Consider the following 18,452-nt stretch of genomic DNA (forward strand, 5'->3'; position numbering starts at 1 on the left):
ACTGTCCGCAACCAGGCGGATCATATCGAATAATTGATGCATGACCGAGCTCACTCCGACGAGATCACCCAAGCGCGACTCAGTCCGTTCCGGGCTGGAACGACTCGGCTTGCCGGCAGGAGTCGGCAGCGGGAACGCGGCCCCTTCAGGCCGCTTATGGAACAACACGAGCACCGATCCCACTTCGCCGGACGCCGCCATCAGCGGAAACGCTTGATGCATGCCGCACGCAGTGCCGTCACCGGAGCTATTGCAGGCGACCGTGCGCACTTCACGCGTCTCAAACACCGACTCGGCGGGGCAGGCCCCGCACGGATCCGTCATCTGAACGAACGCTTGATAACACTTGGCCGGCTTGTTGAGGGCCGCCTCCTCTTTCCCTTTTACCCAAGCCGCATCGTTGGCGTACACCACATTCAGGTCTCGATCGATGACCGCAACGCGATCGGTCAATCCGTCAGCCAATTGCCTGAGTGCTTCCAGACGAGCAGCGAGGATGGGATCAGCGAAAGGAGAAAGGGGTGTTGCTGGGGGGTGAGATCCGGCCATCTCATCACTCCTTATGTCGGAAGATATCAAGAAGGGCCTTTCTCTACATTTCGGGCCCTATATGTACTACGCCTAATAGTTGGAAGACAACCCTCTCGCCCGGGGGACAGGCGGGCCGTCGTCGCGTCAACCGCGGAGCACTAATGGACCGTGCAATCAGACGGCGAGCCCTCGGAGGGCATGAGAAGCCGTTTCACCGTTGCCTTCAGCTCCGACAGGCGCACCGGCTTGTCAAAATAGGCAGTCGCGCCGCTTTTTAAGGCCTCTTCCTTCGTTTTGGCATCGCCGAACGCCGTCATGACGATAATCGGGCAAGCAGGAGCACAACTCCTCAGCCTATGCACATACTCGAACCCGCCTGACGGCATTTTGAGATCCGTGACGATCAGGTCTGGCGCGGCCAGCATAACGGCGTCCAACCCTTCCTCCCCGTTGCTGGCTTCCCGCAACTGATAGCCTTCTCCCCAGAGCTCATCACAGAGCAGACTGCGCATGTCCTTATCGTCTTCCACGACCAACAACACAGCTGGACTCCTTCCTTTCACGTTGAGGCTCCAATAGCCAGTGTCCATGACGCCTCAACCGACGCAAAGTATGTGCCATTGTGGCTATGGCCTCGTACGATCTAACACTTTGTGTTCATTGACGATTCAGCGGTGAAGGATTTTCCGAACAGAGGTGCCGCCCGAACGAGGCTGGCGAGAAAGACCCCACCCGGGCTGACCGCCTGCCCCGAAGCGCTACAGCAAGGCGGTACCTGCCCGGGGAACGACTGTGGACTTGAAGAGACTGCAGAAGTGTCTATTATGGCGTGGCAGCCGGTGCAACATGAATCGGCAGGCAAATCGTGAACACCGTTCCGACTCCCGGTTCGCTGTCGACCTGAATCGTCCCGCCGTGCTCCTCGATGATGCCTCTCACGACCGTCAGGCCCAATCCGGTCCCCTTGCCGAACTCCTTGGTCGTAAAGAAGGGATCGAAGATCTTGGCAATCACGTCCTTCGGCATCCCGTGGCCGGTATCGCCGATCACGAGCATGACCATTCCACGATCCGATGCGGGGGTCAATGCGAGCTTCAGCACGCCGCCGTTCGGCATCGCATGGATGGCGTTCATCACCAAGTTGATCAACACTTGGCTCATCTGATCCGCATCGGCGCACACCAACGGACACGCCTCAGCGAACGATGTTTCGACGGCGATGTGGCTATGCGAGAGCCGCTCCTGAAAGATTTCCAGGTTGTCCTCGACGATCTGTCGAAGATCCAATGCCCGGTGTTCGACCGGACGTCGCCGGGCAAACGCCAGCAACTGATTCATCACCCGCGTAATTCGCTCCACCTGGCTGATGATGGTCTGGAGCCCCTTCCTGACCGGCTCTTCCTTCGTCCGCTCCATCAAATATTCCGCCCGGCCCAGAATGACGTTCATGGGCGTCCCGATCTCGTGGGCCATGCCCGAAGCCACCGTGCCGAGTTCGGCCACTCGCTCGGTTCGACGCAGCTGCGCCTGCAACCGCTTCCGCTCCGTGATATCGCTGGCAGTCCCGTCGATGCGCAAGGGATGCCCGGCCCCGTCCCGAATGACCCGGCCACGATCATGCACCCATCGCACCTCACCGTCTTGCCGGACGATGCGATACTCGACATCACATTCCCCCGTGCGCTGGAGGTCCCACAGCGCCTGATCGGCCAAGGCTCGATCATCCGTATAGACCGCCGCGAGCCGCAACGATGGGTTCGCCAGGAACTCTTCGATCGACCGGCCGTAGATCTCAGCCACAGACGGGCTCACGTAATACAGCGTAGACCAATCCAACGACGACGACCAAATCACATCTTCCATCGAGTCCAACAGGCTCTGAAGCCGCTCTTCGCTTTCCCGTAATCGTTGTTCAGAAACCTTGCGCAGCGACAGATCCCGCAGCACGACTAGGATGCCGACACCCCCTTCGTCCTGAAAACGAGCCGCTCTGACCGCCACATCGACGATCGCCCCGTCGAGTCGAACAGCCTTCTCCTCGACCTCGGGAACCGTGTTGCCGGAATCCAGCAGATGCCGAATCCGCTCTCGAACCAATTCATGAAAATCAGAATGCACCAGTTCGTAGAGCGACCGTCCGAGAATGTCTTCCGGCTGGCTCGCCCCGAAGAGCTGCACCCCCTGCTCATTGATGAACACAATCCGCCCGCCGCGATTCACCAGGATGGCGTCCGGCAAGACCGCCAACAGCCGGCGATAGCGCTCTTCGCTTTGACGCAGCAGCTGTTCGGTCTTTTTCCAATCGGTCACATCACGTGTTACACCCAACACCGCAGAGACCGTTCCATCGGCGGCACGCAACGGCACCACATGGGTGTCCAGCCATCGAGGCGTGCCCAACATCCCCACCAGCTGAAACTCCAACCGGCCCGGCTCCCCTTGTGCAGCCTTACAGACCAATTCGCGAAACACCGGCTGAGACTCAGCAGCCACCAGGTGGCACAAATCCTTGCCGACGACCTGCGCGGTGTGGGTGGCTTCAACCATCGCCAATCCTGCGGCATTCATGGTCCGAACCGTGCCATCAAGCGCCAGCACTTTCACACACTCAGGTTCGGTCTCAATGATCGCCCGCAGCAACGCCTCACGCTCCGCCAGATCCTGTTCCAGTCGTTTGCGCTCGGTGATATCGCGGAGGATGACGGTGTAGTACCGCACACCTTCAATGCCGATTTGGGAAATCGCCGCTTCGATGGGGAATTCTTCACCGTTGGACCGTACGCCCATGATCACACCCAGCGACCCCATTTGCCGCGTGGTCACCCCGGATCGGCCGAACTCGCGGATGTGCTCACCATGAACGCTGCGAAACCGTTCAGGGATGAGCCGATCCAACCGCCGCCCCAACATGTCCTGGGCACTCCATCGAAACATGTCTTCCGCGGCCTGGTTGAACAAGACGATCTTCTGCGTGTCATCGACAGTGATGATGGCATCCATCGCCGACTGCACGATGCCTTCGAACCGCAACTTGTCACGAAGGAGTTCCGCGTGCGCCCGGCCTTGCCCGGTCTCCGACGCCAGCCCCTCTTGCGGCCTCTCGACCGGCGCCACCTCTCTGTCGATGACGTCCATCGGTGTCGCACTCGTCCGACGGGTCGCCACGAGCGCCGCCACAGTGCCCATCACGCCAATGCCCAACAAGCGATTCAGCCAGAAAGAAACCGGTGGGAATCCAGACGAAGACACGACAAGATCGGTCACCGCCAAACAGGCGACCAATCCCATGACATAGAGCGGAGCTCGCGCGCGGGAGCTGCCGATCGTCAGCGCGACTGGAATCGCATACAGCAACCAGGCAGCGACCTCCGCGGGCACCGACAGGTCCAAGAAAAAGATTCCGGCGGCCAGCAAAACCGGGCCGCTATATTCACTGACCAGGGATTTCTGCGAGAAGGGCTGCACGACGATGGCTCCCCGCACGACGGTGCAACGTGGAATCTACGCGTCTGCGTGTGGTTTGCCCTCGATCTCGGCCAATTTGCGGTAGAGGGTCTTCCGGTCGATCCCCAACACGTGCGCGGCCTGATACTTATTGCCGCCCGTCTTCTCTAGAATTTTCACGATATATTCCTTCTCGACTTCATGCAACGGCAAGGTGCGCTCGGCCGCTTCGTCGAGAATCCGGCGATCCCCTCGAGCCCCCTGGACCTGAAGGGGCAAATCCTCCGCGCCGATCACATCGCCATGGCTCAGCGTCACGGCCCGCTCGATGACATTCTCCAGTTCACGGACATTCCCTGGCCAGGCATAGTCCGCCAACATCGCAAGAGCCGGCTCGCTGAGCCCTTTGACCTGCCTGCCGCGAGCGGCGGCACACTTTTTCAGAAACGCATCCACCAGGATCGGAATATCTTCACGCCGCTCCCGCAACGGCGGCAGCCGTAGTTCGATGACGTTGAGGCGGTAGTAAAAGTCTTCCCGAAACCGTTTGTGCTTCACTTCGTCGACGAGATTCAAGTTGGTCGCGGCGATGATCCGCACATCTACCGGAATGGACTTGGTTGCGCCCACTCGCCGGATCTCGCGCTCTTGAATGGCACGCAGCAATTTGGCCTGCAACATGAGCGGCAGCTCGCTGATCTCATCCAGAAACAGCGTGCCCTTCTGGGCCTCCTCAAACAACCCGCGCTTATCCACTTTGGCATCCGTGAAGGAACCCCGCATATGGCCGAACAGTTCGCTTTCCAGCAACTGCTCGGGGATCGCCGCGCAATTCACGGGAACGAACGGCGCATCACGCCGGTCGCTGTTGTAGTGAATCGCCTTGGCCACCAATTCTTTGCCAGTTCCGCTTTCGCCGGTAATCAACACGTTGGTCGGACTGTCGGCTACCCGTCGAATCAACTCGAAGACGGCCTGCATCGGCTTGCTCTTACCGAGTATTTGATGAAAGCTGTATTCTTTGTGCACTTCCTTGCGCAGACGACTCACCTCGCGGCGGAGCGCCGCCTCGCGGATCGCGCGTTCGACCACCCGAACCAATTCCTCGGTCTTCACCGGCTTGGTGAGGTAATCGCTCGCTCCATGCCGCATCGCATCCACGGCGGTTTCCACCGTGCCGAAAGCCGTCATGAGAATCACCCCGATGTCGGGATACCGCTGTTTGACCTCCATCAGCAACTCAGTGCCCTGCATGCCTTTCATCCGGAGATCGGTCAGGACGACGGCGTAATCTTCCTCACTCAGCTGCTGAAGCGCCTCGTCTCCGCTGCCCACCCCCAGGCATTGGTGCCCGCGGCCCTGCAGCACATCACAGAGCAAGCTCCGCATGTCGGCGTCATCGTCGACGACCAGTACCGCGCCCCATTCTTCAGTCATACAGCGTTCCTCTCTGAATCCTCCGGCGGGTCGGCGCCCGCCGAACATGCGCGAACAGACTAATCGGCCAACTCCTGAGCGGTCAAGTGGCGTCCTGCCGCAGCGGGCATCCGACGCCTGCCCCAAAATGCCCCATCGGTCATGACCGCTCTTGGCCTCAGCAACTCCAGCGCTGCAGGCAACTCACCATTCCATCACGTGTTCCGTCTCTCTGGAACGGCACTTCTCTTGCGTTCTCCTGACTACGTGGGAGTGGCGGTATGAGCTCGAGGTCATCAGAGCAGGACAACCAACAAACCAAGGAGACGGCACCGCTGGTGCCGGCCTCTGTTTCAGTAGTGCAAGGGCAAGGCCATCCGCAGGTACCGGTTACGCTCGCCCGAAACGCGCCTCCTCCCAAGCCCAGACGGGCAGCGATCGTGTTGGCCATGGTGTGCATCCTTCTGGTCCTGGCCGTGGGCCTGTGGCGCTGGTGGTCCAATGATCCGGTGGCTTCGCACTATAAGACCCTCCCCGTCGAACGTGGACCAATCACCTCGCTGGTCACCGCCACCGGCGCCGTGAATCCTGTGATTTCCGTCCAGGTGGGCAGTCAGGTGTCGGGCAAGATCGCCAAGCTCTATGCCGATTTCAACTCGGTGGTACGAGAAGGACAGATCCTGGCCTCAATCGACCAAAAGCCGTACCAAGCCAAGGTCAGTCAGGCCAAGGCGGCACTCAAAAGCGCGCAGGCCAGTCTCGCCAAAGCCCGGATCATGCTTACGCAGCGCTCATTGGAATTCAAGCGGATGATGGCTCTGCGGGAACAACAATTCGTCGCCCAATCGGAGTTGGATCTCGCGACGACCAACTTTCGCGATGCCGAGGCGCAACTCGACCTCGCGCAGGCGCAAGTCGATCAAGCCAAAGCCACGCTGGCCTCAGCCGAATTGGACCTGGGCTATACCACCATTTTCTCGCCGGTGAACGGCACCGTCGTTTCTCGCAACGTGGAGGAAGGACAGACCGTCGTAGCCAGTTTCCAAACGCCCACCCTGTTTGTCCTCGCCCAGGACCTGACCCGCATGCAGGTCATTGCCAACGTCAGCGAATCCGATATCGGCGGAGTCGCCGAAGGCAAATCGGCAGACTTTCGTGTGGACGCCTATCCCAGGGAATTCTTTCACGGCATCGTGACGCAGGTCAGGAACGCGCCGATCAGCATTCAAAATGTCGTGACCTACGATGTGATCATCTCGGTCGAGAACCCCGAACTCAAACTGAAACCCGGGATGACCGCCAACATCTCGATCGTCACGGCCCGCAATGACGATGCGCTCCGCGCACCGAACGCTGCGTTGCGATTTCGCATGCCAGGTGTACCGCTGGATCGCAAGACGTCTCAACTCTGGATCCTGGAGACGACGGGGCGCGTGCGGGCAGCCCCGGTCACGCTCGGCATAGCGGATTCCCTGTTCACAGACATTACTTCCGGCGACGTGCACGAAGGCGACGCGGCCATCGTCGGTGTCGCGACGGCGGAGGATACCGCGCAGGAGAAACTGCCGCCGGGTTTTGAGTTCGGCCCGAAGATGCGGTGAGACATCCCCCATGAGCTTTCTCTGGCTGACGATCCTTTCTGCCCTCCGCATTCTCCGCCGGAATCCGTTACGAGCCGGCCTGACCATGCTCGGCATTGTAATCGGTGTCGGCGCCGTCGTCGGCATGGTCAGCCTCGGACAGGGGGCGACCGCTTCAGTGCAACGCGAGATCGCCAGCCTCGGCACGAACGTGCTCATCATCATCCCCGGCGCCACCACTACGGGAGGCGTGCGCGGCGGACTCGGCAGCGTCTCCACCCTCACCGTTGACGATGCCCGCGACATCGAAAAACGCGTCGGTGACATCAGCCTCGTGACCTATGCCTCCCGATCGGTGCTCCAAGTCATCCACGAACACAAAAACTGGAACACCATCGCACTCGGGACGACCACCACCTTCACCGACTTGCGCAACTGGCCGGTGGCCGACGGCAATTTTTTTACGCAGGCCGATGAAGATGCCGCTGCCAAAGTGGTCGTATTGGGAAGAACGGTCGCGGACAATTTATTCGAGCGAGGGGAGGAAGTCATCGGCGCACAGATCAGAATCAAGAACGTCCCGCTGCGGGTGATCGGCATCCTGTCTCCGAAGGGGCAATCACTCTCCGGCCAGGATCAAGACGACATCGTGATCCTACCCTTCACCACCGCGGAGCGAAAAGTGCTGGGCACGAAATTCCTTGGGACCGTCGGCATTATCCTGGTCGCGACCCAACATCGTTACGGCGTCCCCACCGCCGCCGAAGAAATCAAGGAACTCTTGCGCGCACGACACCGAATTCACCCGGCGGAGGACAACGACTTTACCATCCGTACCATGGAGGATGTGGCGAACACCGTCGCCGGCGCAAGCCGCACCATGCTGATGATGCTGCTGAGCATCGCCTCCATCTCACTCCTGGTCGGTGGGATTGGAATCATGAATATTCTGCTGGTGTCGGTCACAGAACGGACCAGAGAGATCGGGATTCGGATGGCAGTGGGAGCCAAACGCGCCCACATCCTGCTGCAGTTTCTCGTGGAGGCGATCATTCTGACCGCCATCGGCGGCGTGGTCGGCGTCCTGTTCGGCGTGGCCGGCGCGCGCATCCTCACTCACTTCATCGGTTGGCCGACAATCATTTCCTCGCAAGCCGTAACCGTGGCCTTTCTGTTCTCGCTGGCCGTGGGCATCTTCTTCGGCCTCTACCCGGCGAACAAGGCCTCCCGCATGAATCCGATCGAGGCGCTGCATTATGAGTAAGCGCAACACCCAGGGGGCTTAACGCCTGGAGCCGGAAAGCACGGTCCGTAAGAGCATTCGGGAGACCCACACCTGCGGAACGCCGCGTGGCAGCGCGCCGGGATCGAGCGGATGAGAACGAGACGATAGCCAATATCCTGAGGCATGCTGAACGACGCGGCAGGAACGGCAAACCAGCAAGCCCGTTCAACGCGGCGGAAGTCGAGCATCCCCGCCGGATATCATGATTTTTCTGGTGCTCGAATGAGCCGTTCGATGGTGAGTCCTTGAATGAGAATGGAGAAGACCACCACGATATAGGTCATGGCCACGATCGCGTCGCGATATGTCGACGCGGGCAGCGACAGGGCCATGGCGACGGAGATGCCACCGCGTAAACCTCCCCAGGTCAGGATGACGGTCGCGCGATTCGTCAGGTCTTCGAACAAACGGAAGAACTGCACGGGAAGACTCACACTGACGAACCGCGCGAACAGCACCAGAGGAATGGCCAGCAATCCGGCAAAGAGATATTCGTCTTGAAAACGTAAGACCAGCACCTCCAGTCCGATCAGCACAAAGAGAACGGCATTCAGCAGCTCGTCGATCAACTCCCAGAACGTATCCAAATATTCCCGCGTGGTGTCCGACATCGCCAAGTGCCGACCGTGGTTTCCGATCAACAACCCCGCCACGACCACAGCAATGGGGCCCGATGTGTGCAAGGCATCCGCCACCGCATACCCACCCATCACGAGCGCCAGCGTAATCAGGATCTCGACACTATGCTGATCAACTGACTTGAGCATCAGATAGGCGCCATACCCCAACGCGAGCCCAAGGACGATGCCGCCGACCGCTTCCTGCAGCAACAACCACCCCATCGCCTCCGGCGTGACTCGTCCGGATTCCGCCATGGCCAGCAACACCAGAAACACCGCGACCCCAACGCCGTCGTTGAAGAGCGATTCTCCGGTGATCTTGATTTCCAAGCGCTTCGGCGCGTTCGCATTCTTCAGAATTCCCAGCACGGCGATCGGATCGGTCGGTGAGATCAGCGCCCCGAACAGGAAGGCGGCAATGAGCGGAATCGGATGTCCCAGCCACTCCAACCCCAGATAGGTGAGCGAACCCACGATCGCCGTGGAAACGAGCACCCCTCCGCACGCTAACGTCCCGATGAACCACTTTTGATCGAGCAAATCGTCGAGATTGACGTGAAGCGCCCCGGCGAACAGCAGAAAACTGAGCATGCCATGCAGAAGCGCTTCGCCGAAGTCGATGCGCTGGACGAAACTCCTCGCCTGGCTCTCGATGCCATACCCCAACTTGCCCAGACACAGCAGCACGAGCGACATGGCCAATGCCATGGCCATCAGACCGATCGCGACCGGCAATTTGATGTAGCGGTGATTGAGGTAGCTGAAGCCGGCCGAGAGACAGACCAGAATCGTGACCGTGTGCATCAAGGTCATCGCGACACAGCAGGCCTTGGAGCGCGCCTCCGGCTCGACTTCCGACACTCACGATGCGGAGGACCTTCTCCCTCCATGGTCAACTCCAAGCCTGGTCCGAGACGATGTGACGGGCGAGATTCGTCATGCGCAGGCTGTCTTCCCGGTCCTCTGCGGGGTCCGCCTCGTGTCAGCACCCTGCGCACCACCGAACCGTTCACCGCACCTGCCCTGTCGATCGCAGACATGACGGTCTTCGCCAAGAAAACGAGGACGACGGCGAACAGTCCACGCAACCACACGCGCATGTGTGCCGGCATACGACCCGATGGTCCGCGCACGACATCGCAAGTCTACCGATAACACACAGGCACGGCCCTCACAAGCCGTACCTGCTCCCGAGAATATTACGGATTGATTACGTGTTTGACCTCGAGTACAGTGCTCGACCGCAATGCTCCTCACAACCCCAGCCACGGTGACATGAACTCCACGCACGAATCCGTAGAACACACTCCATGGAGGCCAATCATGAAGTCCTGCTTGGGACGGTGCCTGTTTCTGTGTTGCCTGCTCTTCTTCCCGAGCGTGTCTCTTGCGCAAGTATCAGCACCTCTTCCGCACTTTTCCATGGACACCTCGGCGCGACAGATCCACGAGGCGCCAGTGGTCTACCTTGGAGAAACCCTCTTCGTTTTATATGAGAAAGTCGGCTCCTTCACGCCGCAGCAACGTGCGCAAGCCATTCAGGTGCGACTCGAACACATCGCGAACAACCCGTTCAGCAACTTCAATGCGATCACCATTGTTGAAACCGAACACGGAACCGATATCGTCCTAGACGGTCTCGTGTTGTTAACGGTAACCGATGGAGACGCCAAGCCTTCGGGTCGAACTCGCCAAGACCTGGCGCAGGAGTACACGGGTAGGCTACGGAACGTGCTGAGCAGGGCGCAACAAGAGCTGAGCACGGAGATGTTGCTCAAAGATGCCGCGCTGGCGGGGGCAGCCACCGCCATCTTTATCGCAATCTTGCTCGTGCTGCATAAGATCTTTCCGAAGCTCTACCGCCACATCGAGCAATGGCAAGGCACGCACATTAAGGCGATCAAGATCCAGCGAGTCGAAGTCTTCTCCGCCCATACACTGACCCAGCAGGCCATCGCCGTCACCAAAATCCTGCGATTCCTGCTGACGATCATGATCCTCTATTTGTACCTCACCACCGTGCTGGGGCTGTTCCCCTGGACGCGGCAGCTCGCCACGACCCTCATACAAGCTGTGGTGGCGACACTCTCCACCATCGCCGAAACCTTCCTGATCGCGCTGCCCAACCTTGCGGCCATTGTCGTCATCATCCTGGTGACGCGATACATCATCAAGTTGTTCAAAATGATGTTCAACGGAATCCAGCGCGGCGCGATCACTTTCACCGGCTTCCATCGCGACTGGGCCAATCCAACGTTCAAGATCGTCCGTTTTCTGATCATCGCCTTCGCAGCCATGGCCATCTTTCCCTACATCCCTGGCTCACAATCGGAAGCGTTCCGAGGCGTCTCGGTGTTTCTCGGAGTCTTGTTCTCTCTCGGCTCTGCAGGCGCCGTCAGCAATGCGATCGCCGGTGTTATCCTGACGTACATGCGTCCCTTCCAACTCAGCGACCGAGTAAAAATCGCCGATACCGTCGGCGACGTGACGGAAAAGACCCTGCTGGTGACCCGAATTCGAACCATCAAGAATGTCGACATCACGATCCCCAATTCCCTCATTCTTGGCGCACACATCATCAATTATAGTTCCACGTCGTTGACGGCGCCTCCGCTGATCCTGAACACCTCCGTAACCCTCGGCTACGATGCCCCGTGGCGAACCGTCCATGAGCTGCTCAAGAAATCAGCGCTGGCCACGAGAAACATCCTCTCGGACCCGGAGCCGTTCGTACTGCAGACGGCGCTCAACGACTTTTATGTCGTCTATGAGTTGAATGCGTATACGGGTGCCCCGAACAAGATGGCCGGCACCTACTCCGACCTCCACCAGAACATTCAGGATACCTTCAATGAAGCCGGAGTAGAAATCATGTCCCCGCACTATGCCCAAGTGCGCGACGGCAATAAAACCACGATCCCAGAGTCGTACTTACCTCCCAACTACCACGCGCCGGCGTTTCGCATCGAACCGCTGGATAGCCTCCTGGGCAAGCCCGCACCTGGCGGGCCTCCACCAACATCCCCGAGACCATGAACGAACCAGAAGACACAGCGGAGGGGTCTCGACATCCGTCAGCACGCAGCACACCTTCCGAGCGTGCTGCGCGGCAACAACGAGCGCGGCGCGCACTCATCGCCGCGCTGCGGCTGGGGGCATGCCTGATCGGGTGCCTTCCGCACATCGCGGCGGCGGCCGCTTCCTCGCCTGATGCCTCAGATTGGCACTATGGCGCAGTTCTCGACTTGAGCTACGCGCTCGATGTCAACTTTCCGGAAAACCATCTCTGGCGAAGCAAGAGCACTACTCCGAGAGTCAATGAATTGGCTCCGAACATGACGCTCGGCTATGTGCGCAAGGATGCGACGACCTCATCACGCTGGGGGATGGAGTTGGGCTTGCAAGCCGGATATGACACCGACGCCCTGGTGCCTTCTTCGAATCCCGGGCGCGACAAACCGGTAGACGGGGCGGATACACTCCGCCACATTTCGCGGGCCAACGTCTCATATCTGGCGCCGATCGGGAACGGACTCACCATCACGGCCGGCCTGTTCAACAGCTACATCGGGTATCAGTCGATTTACGCGCGCAACAACTTCAACTACACGCGAAGTTATATGGCCGACAATGCTCCGTATTTCATGTTTGGCTTGGCGGCCCAATACCCGGTCACCGATCGCTTGCAACTCAATCTGTACGCCATCAACGGCTACAATTACCTTTCCCATCCGAACAATCAATTGAGCTATGGCACCCAGGTCGCCTACCGGTTGGATAGCGAATGGACCTTCACGGAAAACCTGTACTACGGACCGGACCAGTCCAATACCTCCTTGCAATACTGGCGGTTTTTTTCTGATAGCATCCTTGAGTGGAAACGCAAGCGGGTGACCCTGGCGTTAGCCTATGATCTCGGGACGGAGAATGCCGCCGAACAACCCGGCCATCCACGCACCTTTTGGACGGCAGCGGCATTCTATGCCCGGTGGAACGTCTCCGGCCCCTGGAGCCTCGCCTTACGGCCTGAATTCTATTGGGATCGTAATGGACGGATCTCTGGCTCTGAACAGCTCCTGAAGGCTCTGACGACCACTCTCGAGTATCGATGGGTTGAAACCGCTCGGAGCGTTGTGATTCGGTTGGAGCATCGATACGATGAGTCCACTGGAATCGGGGGAGGATTTTTCACACGAGGGGACATCGCCCCGGGCGTCATCGGACTCGCGCGCGAGCAGCACCTGTTGCTGATGTCGCTCATCTTGGCGTTCGATTCATGACAGTCGTTACAGGCACCTGGTCTGTGGTGCACGAACCATTGTGACGGAAGCCATGGAAGCAGCCGAGCAGATGGGTGGCAGGGCGTCTACATGTAGCACGTGGGAGAGATGCCTCGCGTCTCGCCGCGGTCTAGAACATCAGAACCGAGCAGGGTTCACTATCCTGAAACCTGTTGTTCAGCATGGTAGGAGCTGCGGACGAGCGGGCCTGATTCAACGTGACGGAAGCCGAGCGCGAGACCTTCTTCTTTCAAGACCGAAAATTCATCCGGATGATAGAAGCGTGCGACGGGAAGATGCTCTTTGGTAGGCTGGAGGTATTGGCCGATGGTCATGATGTCGCAGTCGACTGAACGCAGGTCTCGCATAACCTCGCGGGCTTCCTCCGACGACTCCCCCATGCCGACGATCAGGCCCGACTTGGTCGTCATCCCCATCTGCTTGGCGCGCCCCAGCAACTCGATCGATCGCTGATACTTCCCTTGCGGGCGGATCGAAGGAAACAAGCGTCGCACCGTTTCAATGTTGTGATTCAGAATGTCCGGTCGCTCAGCCGCGACCACTGCGAGCGCCGCTTCATTGCCTTCAAAGTCTGGAATCAGGACCTCGATCGTGCAACTGGGAATCAACCGCCGGATATGGCGAATCGTCTCGGCAAAGACGGAGGCTCCGCCATCCTCAAGTTCGTCGCGATTGACCGACGTGATCACCGCATGGCGCAAACCGAGCGCCTGAATCGCTTCTGCCACACGCAGCGGCTCTTCGTGATCGACCGCATGCGGCCGGCCGGTGGCCACTGAACAATAGTGGCATCGTCGCGTGCAGATATCGCCGAGAATCAAAAACGTCGCCGTGCGTGCATTCCAACATTCCCACACATTCGGACAACGCGCTTCCTCACAGATCGTGTGCAGCTTGAGCCGATCCATGGTTTGGCGAATGTCGTGATAATCCGGACCGGTCTGCAGCTTCACCTTGAACCAGGGCGGCAGGCGGCGAGACGGAGCAGCTGACGGCCGGTCTTCATCAGTCGGCCGGGGGTCGATGTGAATGAAGCTCATCGTTTCACCACCGGGGCGAGCAATTCCTGAGGATGCTCCAGCACACGTTTGAACTCTTTGAGGAACTGCGCTCCCATCAAGCCATCCAACGCGCGGTGATCGCACGAGAGCGTGACCTTCATCCGCCGTCCCGCAACCACTGCGCCTTTGGACACCACCGGCACATCTCGTATCGCGCCCACGGCGATCGACGCCGCCTGCGGAGGCATGAGCAACGCGATAAACTCATCCACGTCGAACATACCCAGGTTGGAAATGGCAAACGTCGCCCCCGAGTATTCCTGCGGTGATAATCGTTTCTGCCTCGCCCGGTCGATCAATTGCTTCGTCTCCCCAGAGATCTCAGCTAAGGTCTTCGCGCCACAATTTCGAACCACCGGCGTGATGAGTCCGTCTTCCATGCCGACAGCCACGCCGATATCGATCTGCTCATACCGCCTGATGGCGTCCCCCGTAAACGACACGTTGATCTCCGGATGCCGCTTGAGCGCCAAGGCCGCAGCCTTGATCAGCACATCGGTGATAGACGGGTGGGGCTGACGGCTTTGCTTACACTCATCACGCACCCGTTCGGCCTGCTCCATGTCGATGTCGACCGTAAGGTAAAAATGCGGGATCGGCGCTTTGCTCTGCACCGTCGATCGGGCAATGGCCTTGCGCATCTGGCTCAATGGCTGATCCGTGCCAGCCGGCAATGATTGCGCGCTGGCAGATGAGGCGGCGGCCACATCGTCCTCGACAATACGCCCGCCGGGACCGGTGCCGGTGAGGGTCGAGAGATCGATGCCTCGTTCAGCGGCCAGGGCTTTGGCGCGTGGCGAAGCGATTGGCCGCACCGCCTCGGAACGCGCTGGTTGAGCGGGAGCCGATGCCTTTTTCGGCGCGGCGTCGGTCTTTGCCCCATTGCTGATCGACGGCGCAGCCGTCACGCCATCTGACAAGGCCGAGGCAATGTCTTCATCGGCCTCCGCGATGACGGCAATCAACTTTCCGGACTGCACCGTTTCGCCATCACGCACGAGCAGTTTTCTAAGGACGCCGGGAGCAAACGCTTCCAAGTCCATGACCGCCTTGTCGGTTTCGATCTCGGCGATCACTTCACCCGCCTGCACCCGATCACCCTCATGTTTCTTCCAGGCGAGCAGCACGCCTTCTTCCATGGTATCGGTCAGCTTCGGCATGACGACGCGGCTAGCCATGTATCCTCCTCCACGAAGCGGACGGTCTTCGATGACCAACCCGCCCTCTTCGGCAACCATGCCTCATGCGACACCACAGACTGTGTTGATAGCGGCAACTACACGCGCCACATCTGGAATGGCGGCATCTTCCAAGGGTCGGCTGTAAGGGATCGGCACGTCTTCGCCGGTGACCCGAACGATAGGGCCGTCCAAATAATCGAACGCCGCGCTGTAGATACTTTCGGCAATTTGTGCGCCCAACCCGCAGAATCGCCAGCCTTCTTCGACAATCACCAGTCGTCCCGTCTTTTTGACCGACGTGACGATCGTCTCGAGATCCAACGGCTTGAGCGTGCGCGGGTCGATCACTTCGACGTCGACGCCCTCCCGACTCAACTGCTCGGCGGCTTCCAGCGCAACGAGCAACATTTTGGAATAGGCGACGACGGTCACATCGGTCCCTTCCCGCTTCACGTCAGCCTGCCCAAGCGGAAGCGTGTACTCCCCTTCGCCGACCTCGCCTTTTGTGCCATAGAGCAGTTGTGCCTCAATGAAGATCACCGGATTGTTGTCGCGGATGGCGCTCTTCAGCAAACCCTTCGCATCGTGCGGCGTGGCCGGAGCCACGACTTTCAACCCCGGCACATGGCAGAACCAGGCTTCCAAGCTCTGCGAATGTTGCGCACCCAATTGATGCGCCGCGCTGCCAGGACCGCGAATCACCAGCGGCACCGAGAGCTGGCCACCCGACATGTACCGGATCTTGGCCGCGTTGTTCACGATTTGATCCAAGGCCACAATGCCGAAGTTCATCGTCATCAGTTCAACGATCGGATGCAGACCCGCCATGGCCGCGCCGATCGCCAACCCGGTAAACCCGGCTTCCGTAATCGGCGTATCCACCACCCGCTGCGGCCCGAACTCCTCGACAAATCCCTTGGTGACCTTGAAGGCGCCCTGGTAATACCCCACTTCTTCGCCAATCAAAAAGATGCGCGAGTCCCGCCGCATCTCTTCTCGCATGGCCTGATTGAGGGCTTCCCGATAGGACAACACCATAGAGATTCCTACTCCTCCTCCATGACATCGGCATGCAGGCTCGAAAGATCGGGAAAGGGGCTTTCGTCGGCAAACTTCACCGCTGCCGCCACCACGTCACCGACCTCTTGTTCGAGTTGCTTGAAGTCGGCCTCCCCGCATTGCGCCCGGCTCAGCATCGTTTCCTTGAGCACCGCCAGGGGATCGCGCTTGCGATATTCCTCCACTTCCTCTTTGCTCCGATAGTGGCCGTGTGAGGGATCGGCCATCGAATGGCCCATGAACCGATAGGTCATCGCTTCAATGAAATACGGCCCCTGCCCCGCTCGAGCCTGATCTACCACCGTGCGCATCAAGGCTCGCACGGCCAGCACATCCATGCCGTCCACACGCTCGGCTGTAATGCCATAGGAACGCGCGGCCTCCGCCACGTTCTCATACAAGGCCACGGCCCGATGCACGGGCGTCCCCATGCCATATCGATTATTCTCACAGATAAAAATCACCGGCAGTTTCCACAGCGCCGCCAGATTAAACGCTTCATGCGCCTGCCCGCTCGGCACAGCGCCTTCGCCGAAGAAACAGACGGTGACCAGATCCTGTTTTTGATATTTTGACGCGAAGGCTAATCCCGCGGCCAATGGAATATGCCCGCCGACGATCGCGTAGCCGCCCATGAAACGCTTCGGCAAATCCACCAGATGCATGGAGCCGCCCTTGCCGTGACACAACCCGGTCGCCTTGCCGAAGAGTTCGGCCATCACCTTGCCCGGATCAGACCCGCGCGCAAGACAATGCCCGTGGTCGCGGTAGGCGCTGATCACATAATCCTCCGGCCGGAGGGCAGCGATGGCGCCCACGGCAATCGCTTCTTCGCCGATGTAGAGATGAAGAAATCCCGCGATCTTGGCGAGTGCGTACATCTCGGCCGATTTTTCTTCAAACCGGCGGATGAGCAACATCTGGCGATAGAGCGAACGCAGGTCGGCCTTGTCCATGTCGGTCATTATGCATGCCGGCAGAAGACGACTCAACCGGGATATTCGGTTACGCAGTCATCGCAGGGATGAACGGGAACGACTGAGGAAGGAAGATGATTGCACCGGCAATTCCGGTACGGGCGTGCATTCCCGCACCGGAATATGCGAATTATTTCACCTGCGAAAAGTCGGCATCGAACTGCATGGTCTGACCATCCTGCAAGGTCACAATGATGGTCGTTTTCGCATTGGGGTCAAACGACTCGTACCCGAACCGGGCGGTGAAACGTGACCGGTAGGCGGGACCCGTGCCGTCGTTTTTTCTGCCTCGATCAGCCGGGCTGAGATCCACCGGACGAATATTTTTGCCCTTTTGTTGAAAGACGATGTCGGCCTTCTCGGCAAAGTATTCATCATCGCCGCAGAGCTGCACTTCGACTTCCATGTTCGGCATATCGACGACTTTTTGAATAAACTCGTCGGGCATGCGCACGTCTTTTTTCTGTTTTTTCGATTCAGCCGCTTCCTGCCTGCCAAACGCCTCCAAGCGGTAGCGCTTGGTGCGCAAGATGGCACTGGCGCCGCACGGGTCTTTTTCGGGATCCGCCCCGACTCGTGTGACCAGCGAGGCTTGTTGCAAGATTTTCTTCACATCTTCCGGTGACCCGGCCTTCTCCATGGGTGCTCGCCCCGCTTCCAGGGCTTTCCTGGCATCTTCTGCGGACAACTTGACGTCGATCGCCCACGCCGGCCCGCTGATTGCCAATGCCATCACTCCGACCACTAACCCGACTACCGCATGGGTTTGCCCACGCCGACCGACTCTGCCATCATTCGCGCGCATGAGTACCTCCCTGACACGTCACTGAACAAGGGCGCATTGTAAAAGGATTGTGAAGACCATTTCAATCTGGCGCACATCGGAATATGGCTCGACGATGAGCCTCGGCTAGACACGAAAGCGGTCCCAGTTGGGATAGGGTCGGCCGGCGTAGAGCTGCTCGATGTCCACGGGGCAAGACAGGCCTTGTTGCTG

Annotated in this window: 13 protein-coding genes and 1 pseudogene; 4 read left to right on the forward strand and 10 right to left on the reverse strand. The window is 59.2% G+C overall.

Annotated features, from left to right (window positions below; all coding sequences use genetic code 11):
• From JNL86_08430 to JNL86_08445, 4 genes are all read right to left on the reverse strand, one after another.
• Nucleotides 1–549: hypothetical protein (locus JNL86_08430; protein MBL8042927.1), on the reverse strand; the 549-nt coding region annotated here is incomplete at its 3' end.
• 140 nt (nt 550–689) lie between these two features.
• The gene (locus tag JNL86_08435) at nt 690–1,094 is read right to left on the reverse strand and encodes a response regulator (protein ID MBL8042928.1); all 405 of its coding nucleotides are present in this window, start codon (nt 1,092–1,094) and stop codon (nt 690–692) included.
• Between the two features lie 259 nt (nt 1,095–1,353).
• Nucleotides 1,354–3,996, reverse strand: a complete 2,643-nt coding sequence (locus JNL86_08440) for a PAS domain S-box protein (GenBank protein ID MBL8042929.1) — start codon at nt 3,994–3,996, stop codon at nt 1,354–1,356.
• A gap of 36 nt (nt 3,997–4,032) precedes the next feature.
• Complete coding sequence (locus JNL86_08445; GenBank protein MBL8042930.1) at nt 4,033–5,412, reverse strand: sigma-54-dependent Fis family transcriptional regulator; 1,380 nt, start codon at nt 5,410–5,412, stop codon at nt 4,033–4,035.
• Nucleotides 5,413–5,672: 260 nt separating this feature from the next.
• Here JNL86_08445 and JNL86_08450 point away from each other — a divergent pair, with 260 nt between their 5' ends.
• The gene (locus tag JNL86_08450; protein ID MBL8042931.1) at nt 5,673–6,992 is read left to right on the forward strand and encodes an efflux RND transporter periplasmic adaptor subunit; all 1,320 of its coding nucleotides are present in this window, start codon (nt 5,673–5,675) and stop codon (nt 6,990–6,992) included.
• A 10-nt stretch (nt 6,993–7,002) separates the two neighbouring features.
• Nucleotides 7,003–8,235 carry an ABC transporter permease gene (locus JNL86_08455; GenBank protein ID MBL8042932.1) on the forward strand — a complete coding sequence of 411 codons (1,233 nt, stop codon included), beginning with the start codon at nt 7,003–7,005 and terminating at the stop codon, nt 8,233–8,235.
• 221 nt (nt 8,236–8,456) lie between these two features.
• On the opposite strand, the gene JNL86_08460 is transcribed toward JNL86_08455, so the two are convergent.
• Nucleotides 8,457–9,689 carry a sodium:proton antiporter gene (locus JNL86_08460; protein ID MBL8042933.1) on the reverse strand — a complete coding sequence of 411 codons (1,233 nt, stop codon included), beginning with the start codon at nt 9,687–9,689 and terminating at the stop codon, nt 8,457–8,459.
• Nucleotides 9,690–10,199: 510 nt separating this feature from the next.
• On the opposite strand from JNL86_08460, the gene JNL86_08465 reads away from it, so the two are divergent.
• Nucleotides 10,200–11,912, forward strand: a complete 1,713-nt coding sequence (locus JNL86_08465; protein ID MBL8042934.1) for a mechanosensitive ion channel family protein — start codon at nt 10,200–10,202, stop codon at nt 11,910–11,912.
• A 179-nt stretch (nt 11,913–12,091) separates the two neighbouring features.
• Nucleotides 12,092–13,156, forward strand: a pseudogene (locus JNL86_08470) (porin).
• A gap of 158 nt (nt 13,157–13,314) precedes the next feature.
• On the opposite strand, the gene lipA reads toward JNL86_08470, so the two are convergent.
• The 5 genes from lipA to JNL86_08495 all read right to left on the reverse strand — a co-directional run bounded on the left by lipA (nt 13,315) and on the right by JNL86_08495 (nt 18,260).
• Entirely contained in the window at nt 13,315–14,217 is a 903-nt protein-coding gene (gene lipA / locus JNL86_08475) for a lipoyl synthase (GenBank protein ID MBL8042935.1), read from the reverse strand.
• Nucleotides 14,214–15,416: a 2-oxo acid dehydrogenase subunit E2 gene (locus tag JNL86_08480; protein ID MBL8042936.1), complete on the reverse strand. Its 1,203-nt coding sequence runs from the start codon at nt 15,414–15,416 to the stop codon at nt 14,214–14,216. Before JNL86_08480 ends, lipA begins: the two co-directional genes overlap by 4 nt.
• Nucleotides 15,417–15,479: 63 nt before the next feature.
• A complete protein-coding gene (locus JNL86_08485) occupies nt 15,480–16,457 on the reverse strand; it encodes a pyruvate dehydrogenase complex E1 component subunit beta (protein MBL8042937.1) in 978 nt (325 codons plus the stop codon).
• Nucleotides 16,458–16,465: 8 nt separating this feature from the next.
• A complete protein-coding gene (pdhA, locus tag JNL86_08490; GenBank protein ID MBL8042938.1) occupies nt 16,466–17,443 on the reverse strand; it encodes a pyruvate dehydrogenase (acetyl-transferring) E1 component subunit alpha in 978 nt (325 codons plus the stop codon).
• A gap of 142 nt (nt 17,444–17,585) precedes the next feature.
• Nucleotides 17,586–18,260, reverse strand: a complete 675-nt coding sequence (locus tag JNL86_08495) for a hypothetical protein (protein ID MBL8042939.1) — start codon at nt 18,258–18,260, stop codon at nt 17,586–17,588.
• Between the last annotated feature and the right edge of the window lie 192 nt (nt 18,261–18,452).

The sequence above is a fragment of the Nitrospira sp. genome (assembly GCA_016788885.1).
Taxonomy (GTDB): Bacteria; Nitrospirota; Nitrospiria; order Nitrospirales; family Nitrospiraceae; genus Nitrospira_A.